The organism is Paenibacillus pinihumi DSM 23905 = JCM 16419, assembly GCF_000422505.1.
GTDB classification, from domain to species: domain Bacteria; phylum Bacillota; class Bacilli; order Paenibacillales; family Paenibacillaceae; genus Paenibacillus_D; species Paenibacillus_D pinihumi.
In genome coordinates, this window is sequence record NZ_AULX01000018.1 from 26,971 (window position 1) to 38,681 (window position 11,711).

At 39.3% G+C, this 11,711-nt stretch carries 7 protein-coding genes; 6 read left to right on the forward strand and 1 reads right to left on the reverse strand.

Features of this window, described 5'->3' with window-relative positions; all coding sequences use genetic code 11:
- Positions 1–823 precede the first annotated feature (823 nt).
- The 6 genes from H583_RS0103900 to H583_RS31820 all read left to right on the forward strand — a co-directional run bounded on the left by H583_RS0103900 (position 824) and on the right by H583_RS31820 (position 10,808).
- Positions 824–2,467: a sigma-70 family RNA polymerase sigma factor gene (locus H583_RS0103900; protein WP_028559324.1), complete on the forward strand. Its 1,644-nt coding sequence runs from the start codon at positions 824–826 to the stop codon at positions 2,465–2,467.
- Positions 2,468–2,483: 16 nt separating this feature from the next.
- A complete protein-coding gene (locus tag H583_RS0103905; protein ID WP_028559325.1) occupies positions 2,484–3,398 on the forward strand; it encodes a ParB/RepB/Spo0J family partition protein in 915 nt (304 codons plus the stop codon).
- Positions 3,399–3,658: 260 nt separating this feature from the next.
- The gene (locus H583_RS0103910; RefSeq protein ID WP_028559326.1) at positions 3,659–4,021 is read left to right on the forward strand and encodes a hypothetical protein; all 363 of its coding nucleotides are present in this window, start codon (positions 3,659–3,661) and stop codon (positions 4,019–4,021) included.
- 190 nt (positions 4,022–4,211) lie between these two features.
- Positions 4,212–6,998 (forward strand): AAA domain-containing protein, encoded by a 2,787-nt coding sequence (locus H583_RS0103915; protein ID WP_028559327.1) that lies wholly within the window; start codon positions 4,212–4,214, stop codon positions 6,996–6,998.
- A gap of 192 nt (positions 6,999–7,190) precedes the next feature.
- On the forward strand, positions 7,191–8,285 hold the full coding sequence (locus tag H583_RS0103920) for a GntR family transcriptional regulator (RefSeq protein WP_028559328.1): 1,095 nt from the start codon (positions 7,191–7,193) through the stop codon (positions 8,283–8,285).
- 348 nt (positions 8,286–8,633) lie between these two features.
- Positions 8,634–10,808: a glycosyl hydrolase family 95 catalytic domain-containing protein gene (locus H583_RS31820; RefSeq protein ID WP_051235957.1), complete on the forward strand. Its 2,175-nt coding sequence runs from the start codon at positions 8,634–8,636 to the stop codon at positions 10,806–10,808.
- A 216-nt stretch (positions 10,809–11,024) separates the two neighbouring features.
- Here H583_RS31820 and H583_RS0103930 read toward each other — a convergent pair whose 3' ends face one another.
- A complete protein-coding gene (locus tag H583_RS0103930; RefSeq protein WP_028559329.1) occupies positions 11,025–11,420 on the reverse strand; it encodes a VOC family protein in 396 nt (131 codons plus the stop codon).
- Positions 11,421–11,711 lie beyond the last annotated feature (291 nt).

The following is an 11,711-nucleotide window of genomic DNA, read 5'->3' on the forward strand; positions in this document are numbered from 1 at the left end:
AAGAATGAAAAACTCGATGATGATAGACTTCGTGTACGAGCACAGCATCCAAATCTACCAATAAGGATGTCATCGTGGCAAAGACTTCAACTACAGTTTAATAAGGATTTGTATACTCCTATCGCCTTCATTTGTATGATTTAAAAAGCTATCTTAATCGATCGTTTTTTTGTGTTCTTTATGTGTTGGGGCTAGTAACACCGTGCGAATTACGTGCGCAAAATAAAAAAACTAGCTCTGATGACGAAGGAGGGGAAGGTTTTCAAGAGTATAGTCAGCTCTTGCTAATGAAGTGGAGAAGCTATACTCAGCCTTATTATTTCTCTATAATCATAGTGTTATTTGTGAAACTAAAGTCAAGTTTTTTCTTTGGCCACATAGACATTTGAAAATCAATAATGAAGTTAGGCTCAGTGGTAACAATGAAGCATCTGAATCTGAGAAATACAGACATTCAGAGTATATGATACAAAATAGAAATCTTTTCGCCAATTGCCTCAAAATAAAGAGCTACCCGCCACAGATATCTGTAACGGGTAGCTCTTTGATGTATTATACAAGATAATAAAATTATTTCAATCCACAGATGTATATCTGACTCTTACATGATACCATGTGTCTGAAATAAGTTCAATTTAATTATTTTGTAATTTTATATTGAAGTATATTTTTGGTAAGTGTATACTAATTTAGAAAAATATAATTTCCAAAAAGAGAGAAAGATAAAAACTATTGTTAAATGAATCATCAAATGAAAATGTAATGCTAAGGGAAAATGGGTTAATAGTGAATGAAGTCTTGGGTTCAATAGACCAGGAGAGGAATGAGGACTATTTTAGCACCTAATTGCCGTAAGGTGGAAGAATCGGACGAAATAGTCTACCGCTACTCAAAACACATAGAAAGGAGAGCGCATAGATTTATTAAACAGTGGAGAGGCAGTAAAGATTTAAAAGAAGAATTAGTTCAACAGGGATATTTAGGACTTTTGGAGGCTCGTGAAGGATTTAATAGTAGTAAAAATAATAATGGCTTTTGGAGTTATGCGTGTAGTTTTGTAATAGGAAGAATGAAGGATTTTATAATATACAATATGAATCATATTCGTCCAAGCCAAAAACTAAATTCAATTATCCTTCAAATTTATAAGGAAGATTTAGTATATTCTAAACCTGAATATATTGCTAACTACCTTGGCTGCACACTCGGCATGGCTAAACAGGGGTTGGAATATATTAGAATTCGCAATGTTAAATCACTTAATCAGCCGTTATTGCATAATGATACTCACGGAACCTTGGAATTAATCGATTTGATAGAATCTAATGAAGAACGAGATATTCTATTTCAAATAGAAGTGATTAATGAATTTTCAGCAATTGAACAAGATGTCATAAAAATGTTGATAGACCGATATAGCGTTAGGGATATCATTAGGCATTACAAAATATCAAAGTATACTCTAAACAACATTTTGAAGAAAATAGTAATTAATTGTGGGTATGACTGCACAGCTATTTTGAATAGAAATGAGGGATGGTTAATGAATCTTGATCAAATAGATTTGGATGATGGTGAAGAAAAAGCGAGAGCCCAACTGAAGTGGGTATCTTTGAACCAAGTGTTGCCTAATCCGAAAAATCCAAGAAGGGATTTAACTGTCAAGACAAAGCATTTACAAGATCTAATAGAATTAATTGGCTGGGAAGAGCCGCTTACGTGTTATGAGTCGGGAAATAACTTTATTATTATATCAGGACATCGAAGATGGAATGCAGCGGTACAGTTAAAGAAAACAATAATTCCAGTGTACATTGTTGAGGCTCCAAAAAGCGAAAAAGAGGAATTGGATCGCATTGGTTCGGTACAAGGTGGACAGGTGGAATGGAGTCAATATGATCAGGTCAAATATACCTATGATAGGTGGGTTGCTTCTGGAAAAAGATCTTGTGATTATCTTGGTAATGAACTAGGTATTTCAAAGGGAGTGGTTGCGGCAAGAATTCGTATATACAAATACTATCCAAAGGATGAAATTGAGGATAAGCTAAATAATCGGATGTATTCTATAACGATGTTAGATTATATTTATACATGGATCAAACGGCTTGATAAAAATCATCCTGACTTAGTCGAATCGTTGGGGGAACATTATATAAGACGGTTAATGTTGAAAAAGTATGAAAATCGGTGTTTTAATAGCAAGATAGTACATGATACATTTGTTATAAACGCAGATTCTCAAGTTATCCGTGAGTTCCTAATAGATATAACTAAAAAGCTACAAGATTGCCAAGTAGAATTAACCTATATTAGGCATAATGAGATCAATTCTTCAGCAATTGCTTCTGAAATCAAAGGTCTCCAAGCACATACAAAAAATGAGGCGGAATTACTTGTGTTCGGATTAGAAAAATTGTTGGCGAGTCTTGAACATAAGAAAGAGCAATTGGAAAATAATTTATAGAATGAGGTAGATAAAATTGGGAAATGTTAAAATGATTTGGGCGAGTATAAGTAAAATCGTTCCTAATCAAAAGAATCCAAGGGGGGATCTTTCTGTAAAGACAAATGAAATGCAACAGATTATTAAAAGTAAAGGTTGGGAAACAGGGATTACATGCTATGAGAAGGACTCCAAATATATTATTCTTTCAGGACATCGTAGGTGGCATGCTGCGAAGAAGTTAAAAATGAAAGAGCTTCCTGTTATTTTGGTTGAAGTTCCAAAATCAGAAGAAGAGGAATTAAAGCGTTTATGGAGTGTTCAAGGAGGAAAAGAAGACTGGACTGATTATGAGTGGGCCAAATATACTTACGAGTTATGGATCGGTTGGGAAAAGTGTTCTTTTGAAGAGCTTGCCAAAAAAATGAGAAAAAGTAGTAGGTGGGTTGCTGAAAGAGTAAGGGTTTTTCAATATTATCCTCATAGTGAAATAGAAGATGGATTCATCAAAGGATCCTTGAGCGTAGCGGTGTTATATCGTTTGATCGGGTGGTTTGAGAAGTTATCAAATCAAAAATCGAGATTAGTTGCATCTTTCAGTCTCAGCATGATCAGGTCTACTATGCTACAAAAAATAGAAAACAGATTGGTCAGTATTAAAGACTTAAAAAATGAAAGATTTATTTGTGAATCTAGTGATGAACAAATAAAGAGATTTTTGCTGGATAGTAAAATGAAATTATCAGATTGCTTACTGACAACGGAAGTCGGAAATACTTTAGAAGGGAGAAAAGAGGTTTCGTCATATCAACAGACACTTAAAAGCATAACGGCATGTTTCAATCAGCTTAATGTAGACACTATTACAAATATTCAAGAGGCATTAGCTCATATAAATCATGTTAGAGATGAACTTTTAAAAAAGCAGAGTGAACTAAGAGCATTAATATAGAAGCGCGTACTTGGAGGAGTTACGAAGTGAAGGAATGAGAACTTGCTCCTCCCCCTCTTCCATACCTATAGGGAAATACGACCCTTGGACAGGGATTCAGCCCTCGCGGAGATGGTGTTTTTGCTATTGTTCATCAGCAGCCCCTTCTACAAAGCTTCTTTGTTATAATTATTTATAAGAGTGTATTCACTGTTAACGACGGATCTCTAATCATTAACATCTTTTTATAAATATAACTATATTTGGGCTGGTGAGTCTAAATGAGTGAAAAATTCTGGCTAGTGGTACAGTACCCTCTGAAAAGTGCAAAAGGCAGCCAACGTGACCACTGGTTAAGAGAAAAAGTAATGGAATACTTAGAAATATCTTTGGCCGATGCTAACTTAGGCTATGTTGATGGCTTTGACATGGGGAATTGTATTTCCGACCCGAAAAGATATGCTCTTAATATATTTTGTGTAGTTACGGAAGAAGAGCGGGGTATAGCCTTGGTAAAAAGAGTTTTAAGAGAAAGTAGACTTGATTATACCCGCATAAAAATTGCTACAATGCCATATGGAAAAGAAGAAACATATACGCTGAAATATGCATATAAAAAGGGCATTACCGATTTTTCACTATAGCATGGTATTGTGATATATTTGTGTTTAAATTACAACTACACCCGCAGAAGCACATGTGACTTTACCTCTGTACAGGAGTTCACGGCATCTAAAGATATCCTCAGTCAATATTTTCTCTCAAGGCAGGAATATTCATCCATTTTATAGAAGACTCAGTATATTACATGACTACACGTATTGAGAGGCTGCTATGGACGAAGAGAGATTTATGATCATCATTAAAGGTGACGACAAAACCAAGGATATATCCTCATATGATTTAGTTTCTCCGTTTGTATATATTGTTTATAAAGGGTCTTCCAAGGTCTATAAATACCAGCCTATTGATATTCAAATATTAGAGCCAATCGTTCAAGAAATACAGGAAGATATGGCTGTTTTCTGTGATGAGTATCCCTTTAATAATGTGAAACGGATATTAGATTTCGGTGTTAAGGTTCGCGTATGTTTTAATAATGGAGATATTCGGACATATGATAGCAAGCGAATAGAAGTTAAACAAAGTACTATAAAGAACGTTACTGCTTACCATATCATGGATTACTGGAGAGCTATTTCTCAATTTGTAAAGAGTGAGGATGACCAGGGAAACAAGGAAAACTTTTTGAGTAAGCAATTTGCTAAATTAAAATATGTAGATCCGAATAGCGCCTTGAGCCACTATTTATTGAAGAATCCCATAAAGAGTGATGTATTGGTTACAAGTGAACCTATTTTTCCATTCAGGTACAATTTGAGCCAAAGGGCTGCGCTTGAGCATGCATTAAAAAGCTCGATCAGCATAATTGAAGGGCCTCCAGGTACGGGAAAAACCCAGACGATATTAAACATTCTTGCAAATTTGGCGATTATGCAAGGTAAAAAGGTAGCCGTTGTTTCTGGTAACAATGCTGCTGTATTGAATGTACAAGAAAAGATGGAAAAGCAAGGCTATCACTTTTTTGTTGCCAGTTTAGGCAAGCAAGACAATAAGAAAAAGTTTTTTGCCAATCTGCCAGATTGGGACGTATCGGATTGGTCAAGCGATATGTCGGAAGACGAATTAAACGCTAAAATCAAAGAGTTGGATCAACGTGTTCTACTTTTGATGAACCTTGATAGAGAAAAGGCGCAGCTTAAACAACAATTAATGGCCTACTTGCTTGAGCAAGAGCACTTTGAGCATTATTATGCAAAGCAGAATGTTGAGCCTCTAAAGAAGCTTTCATTCTATCGGCAAACATCAAAGCGTGTTTTGGAGTTTATGAAAGACAGCTTCCTGGCTGTAGAGATCAAAAGGAAATATAAGCTTTTATATCAATTTAAGTTATTTTTCAAACACGGTTTTACGGATTTCAAGCGATTGAAAAATCAGGGATTGGACGTTATTTTGAATTTTCAAAGGAATTTTTACGTTTTAAGGGTGGAGGAATTAAACGGTCGTATTAAAGAACTTGAGGCAGAATTGAATTCTCAAGACTATCAAGCCTTAATGGATCAGCACCAGAGGTACTCTGAAGTGCTCTTTCGTCATCGCTTACATGATAAATATTATAATCGTAGAGCTGTTGACGTTAATGAAAAGACATACACTCGCAGCAACAACTTTAAAACCTTCATCGAGCATTACCCAATCGTACTGAGTACTACCCACTCATTACGGAATTGTGTCCCCGCGAACTATTTGTTTGATTATTGTATTATTGATGAAGCCTCACAGGTTGATTTGCTGACAGGTGCGTTGGCTCTATCTTGCTGCAAGCAGGCCATCATTGTAGGGGACACCAAGCAGCTGCCGCAGATCGTTGACCAGGGAATCGAACAGAAAATTCAATCCGCGGCAACTTCATATATGGATCCAGCTTACGGATATTTTGAGCATAGCTTATTATCATCTATGTTGGCTTTATATGGCGAATCTGTTCCAAAAATAATATTAAGAGAGCATTATCGCTGTCACCCTCATATTATTGAATTCTGCAACAGAAAATATTATAACGGCGAATTAATTGCTTTTACCGGTCTGGAGTCCTCCGAATCGCCTCTATTGATCTACAGGACAGCTCTAGGAAATCATATGAGGGAATTAACCCACGGTAAAAAAGGAAAGTTCAATGCGAGAGAACTTGACGTTATTGAACAGGAAATTCTGTTGGGGTATTCCGAAACTGCAGCCGGTCATGCGGATATCGGCTTTGTGACTCCTTATCGTAAGCAGGTGGAGAAAGCCGCTCAGAAATTCACCTCAAATATTGAGATCGACACTATTCATAAGTATCAGGGACGCGAGAAGCCCATTATGATCATGTCTACAGTGCTTGATCGGACAAGAGCTGGAAGCATGGGGATGAAATTTGTGAATGATCCTTGCATGATTAATGTGGCAGTATCAAGGGCGCAGAAGCAATTTATTTTAGTGACCGATCAATCTGCTTTTCACAAGTATGGGAATGAAGTGGGAGATCTCATGCGGTATATGGAATATAGCACGCTGGATGACAATGTAGTAAACAGCGAGATTACTTCAGTGTTTGACTTATTGTACAAGGAATATTCAGAAACGCTTCAAAGCTTTCGTGAACGTGTGCGTTTTTTTAATAAATCAAGACATCATAGCGAGAACATTATGCACGCCTTAATCGATAAAGTGTTGAAGGAGCCTATTTTTAATGATTTTGAAGTCGGAAACCAAATATTGTTATTAAACTTGTTTCCTGACCTAGATCGTTTAGATGAAGAAGAACGCAAGTTTGTGAAGCATCGATCATCTGTTGATTTTGTCATTTATCATAAACTTGATAGGTCGATATCGCTGGCAATTGAGGTGGACGGATTCGCTTTTCATGAGAACAATCCTGAACAAATGGATCGAGATAGGAAAAAGGAAAATATTTTTAAAAAATTTGGAATGGAACTAAAAAGATTTCGTACAGAGGGCAGTTCAGAAGAACAAAAACTTCGAGATTTATTAATCAGCGTGTTAGCCAAAGCGGATTAACCTGTATGCAAAGTTCCCAGCATCACACCGCGGCAGGTAGAAGCCTGTTCAATTCGGATGAGTGATTAATAAATGTGTGTTTTGGCCAATCAAATCGGAGGCAACTGATTTTCCCCGTGTATCAATAAACTTGACACAGATAAATGCGGAGGGTACAGTGGGAAATAAGATCTGACGAGGGGAATGTAAGGCGTGGCGAAGTATGCGGTTATCAAGGAAGATATTAAACGAAGGCTGATGATCGGAGAATGGACTGAAGGCTACAGATTGCCATCCAGCCGGGAATTTGCCCAATATTATGAGTCTAGTGTGAATACCATTGAAAAGGCTGTCAAAGAACTGGCGGAGGAAGGCTGGCTCATTCGGGATAGCAGGAGAGGGACCTTCATGAATAAAGGGAGGGGACCTCTGCAAAGCGGCACACGTCTAGTGGCTGCGTTTGTTTTCGGCATTGATAATCCGATCTGGGCGACCGCCTTGAGAGGCGTTGAAGATGCCTTGTTTTTACGCGGCTATCATTTGCTAAGCTCAAGTGATGACCGCAATCTTGAAAAGCTGGAGTCCCTTGTACGGGGGGCGGTGGAAAGAAAAGTAGAAGGGGTAATCTTAAGCCCGTTCATGAGCCAAGGGCACGAAGAGATCAATAATCGGATCTTCTCTTTGCTTCAGGACAATGGGATCAAACATGTAAGTTTGGACCGGATTATCTACAACTCGAATGTCCCGTATGTCACAAGCGATAATATTGCTGGTGCTTACAACCTGACCAAGCTGCTGATTCAACAAGGGCATCGGAGAATATTATTTATTAAAAATTCAAATGTAAGTACGGTAAATGAACGGCTTTTGGGATTCAAACAGGCAATAATTGATTCAAACCTGGAATATAACGATGAATTCGAAGTCTTCATTTCAACGAGGTTTGAGGATTTCTCCGATGAATTTGATACATATTGTGAAGTTCTGGAGAAAAAAATGAAGGAGATGAGGTTCACGGCCGTTTTTACAGCGAATGATCAAATTGCCGAGGCTGCAATCCGTTCCTTTGAAAATTTGAATTATCGTATACCTGAAGATATATCACTTGTGACCTATGATGCCGAGAATTTAAACCGTAAAATTAAATTAAATGTAACTGGAGTCACCCAGCCGTTTTATGAAATGGGACAATGTGCCGCAAGAATGCTGCTGAACCTGATAGACGGCAATGAAGACCCGTATTCCTATGGCCAAGTGTGCAACTCGAAAGTTTATATCGGGGAGTCTGTGAACCCGATTTCATCATGACTGTCATTTAAAGCCTGAAAGGCCAGCTCTATAAAAACATAAACAGCGATCTTTTGAAACTTCTTTCTGAATTTCAAGAAATCGCTGTTTATTTTGAATTTAAAGGTATATTCGTGTGTTTCAATTGACTTCTGTATTATAATTATTGAGTAAATCAAACTTTATCATTATTTTATTGACACAGATGTTCAATAATTGTATTGTTTATTGTAAGCGGAAACATATTAAAACTCATTCTGCAAAATTGGTTTTGCCAGATTTTTTAGAGCAACTATGGAGAGACGGCAATGTACGCAACATAGCGAGACAGGCATAATTCGAACACTAAAAATTGGTGGTGGCTATAGCATGAAAGCTTTGGAATGGAAACAAAGATTGGAGAAATATAAAGGGGTCTTCACGGAACCGCCGAAAATAGTACCTACGGACAAGGTCGTCGACAGCCCGGTAATCGGGAATGGCGATCTTGGTGTTACAATTAGCGGCAATGCTGAAAAGCAGCGGTTATGGATATCGAAAACGGATTTTTGGAAGGCAAAGCTGATGTATTCGAATGGAAGTCCATGCCTGCTCGGCGGGATCGATATTCATATGCCCGATTTGAAGAATGCTTCCTATTATAGTGAGCAGAGACTGGATGAAGCAAACGTCGTGTCGACCTTTCATGGAGCTGCAGCATCGGTCAGCATGACCTCCTGGATTTCAGCAATGGAAAATGCGCTAATCGTGGAGCTGAATTGTGAAAGACAAGCGGTATCGGTGACGCTTGACCTGTGGGTACAGCAAGGGAATGAATCGGCAACGGGGTACGGCCAAGATGGCGATGTTGCATGGGCGACACGGAAATTCACGGGTGAGGACATCGAATGGCCGACAGAAGGTGTTATTGCCATGCGTTGCTCGGCGGGCAGTCATTCATTTGAATTACAGCCTGGAACGAAACAATATATTATTGCTTATGTGGCAACGAATCATGATGAGGAAAATTATTTTCAGGGGTCGATCGGGAAAGTAGGACGTATTGACGAGAATCGGATTGATTCGATGCGTTTGGAGCACGCTCAATGGTGGAGTCAGTTCTGGGCAAAGTCTGCTATCGAAATCGGGGATGAGCTGCTCGAGAAGTTCTGGTATGGCTCCCATTACATTATGGCTTGCTGCAGCCGCAACAAGAAGTTCGCTCCCGGTTTATTTGGCAATTGGATCACGACGGATAACCCGGAATGGGCTGGAGATTATCATTTGAATTACAATTATCAGGCCCCATGGTGGGGTGTTTATTCGTCCAACCACGTCGAACTGAGCGAACCGTATGATACGCCGCTGCTGGAGTATATGGAGAATGGCCGCCGCTATGCCGATGAATATTTGGGCTGCAGAGGGATCTATTATGATGTCGGCATTGGCCCGAAAGGTTTGCCTACTGCATTGTGTAATACACCTTATGAGCACGGTCACATGTTTCTGGGACAGAAGAGCAACTCGGCGTTAAGTACAGTCAACATGCTGATGCGGTTTTACTATACGTATGATTTGGATTATGCCCGCCTGGTGTACCCGTTCCTGATTGAGACAGCGAATTTTTGGGAGGATTATCTGACCTTCGAGGATGGCCGTTACGTCATTTACCGTGATGCTATCCATGAAGTCGGAACCTATACAGAGTCGCACGATAATGATGATTGGGACCGCGGCCTGGAGGATATGAATCCGATCCTTTCATTAGCGCTCATCCGGATGTTATTTAAAGGGCTAATCGATATTTCCGGGCAGTTACAGCTCGATGCGGATCGGCATGAGAAGTGGGCGCATATTTTAGGGCACATTAGCGATTATCCGACTTTTGAGCGCGAAGGGAAAACGATATTCCGCTTAACAGAGCAAGGGTACGATTGGTGGGGGGATAATACCCTGGCTATCCAGCATATATGGCCCGCAGGCGGGATAGGTCTTGACTCAGATCCACAGCTTTTGGAAATTGCCAAGGATACGATTACGGTTATTAATCGCTGGACGGATTATAACGGATTCCCAACGATATTTACCGCCGCTGCACGTGTCGGTTATGATCCTGAAATTATTTTGAGGCAGCTTCGCCGCCAGTGTCTGGAGCATAGCTTCCCGAACCTGTTTATTTTCTTCGGCGGAGGGGGAATCGAGTGCTGCAGCGGAGTCCCTTCGGCAATTAACGAAATGCTGATGCAAAGTCATGAGCAGGCAATCAGGCTGTTCCCTGTTTGGCCTGGAGACAAAAATGCCCGCTTTAAAAACCTAAGAGCTGTTGGGGCTTTTGTTGTATCCAGTGAGCTGTCGGACGAAAACATCACGCACGTTGAGATCAAAAGTGAGAAGGGCAGAACTTGCCGCATCTTTAATCCTTGGCCGAACAGCGCATTCTCTATTGAGGAAATAGACGGTGAGCGCCGAAGAACAATTGAATGGCAGTTGTCTGCAAACGTCATCTCTTTTCAAACACAAGCCGGTAAGTCTTATACGCTGCAATGTCATCCGGACGTCAACTAAGAAGCGCTGCGACTTTAAAATCTAAAATTTAAATTGTAAAGGCAATCCGAACCTCATAGCTATAGTCAGCTGCTGTTGGATCGGGGTATAACGTTCTTTACCATGCAAAAATCCACAACCATATGGTTGTGGATTTTTGCAGTCACTCCTTCATTCAAAACACCAGGTTCAGGCATAGCATGAATAAAATGAGCAGTTCCGAACAATTGTCAAACTCTATTTCGCATTTTTATCCGGCTGATGAATACCAAAAATATTTCCTTCTGTGTCCATGTAATACCCTTGCCATGCCATTCCCGGCAGTGCATATTTTGGAAGTGCGAGCTTGCCGCCAAGATTAATAATTTTGGTTTCCGTTGAATCGTAATCTTCTACTCCCATCGTACATGCATATCCATTCACAGACTGGCCAGGTTGTGGAGAATCACCTCTACGCTGGACCAACGCCCCGTTGATGCCGAGTTGATCCGCATCGCCGGTCACCGCACCGAAATAAGGCATTCCGGCATACTCGCTCCAGTCCTCGAACGTCCATCCAAATACCTCGCCATAAAACTTCTTAGCACGCTCCATGTCCCCGACATGAATTTCAAAATGAACAAGTCTTCCCATATTGATTGTCCTCCAATGTTTTGACTTCATACATGCTTCTACTATTATACTTCCCTATTTCGCTAGAAATATAAAATTCAGTTAAACATTTTCTATGTAAGTGCGGGGCTTTATTTGAAATATTGGAATACTCCCTGAAGAATCGATTTTTACAAGCTCTTTATTATTTGTATTGTGTAACAGTTGATTTTGGTATTTTAAGAGCGTTTAAAATATATTTTTTATTTGCTATTATTTTACTCTATTTTTAATTTCAATTAGTATACTTTGCAGAGGATAGTGAAAATAAAT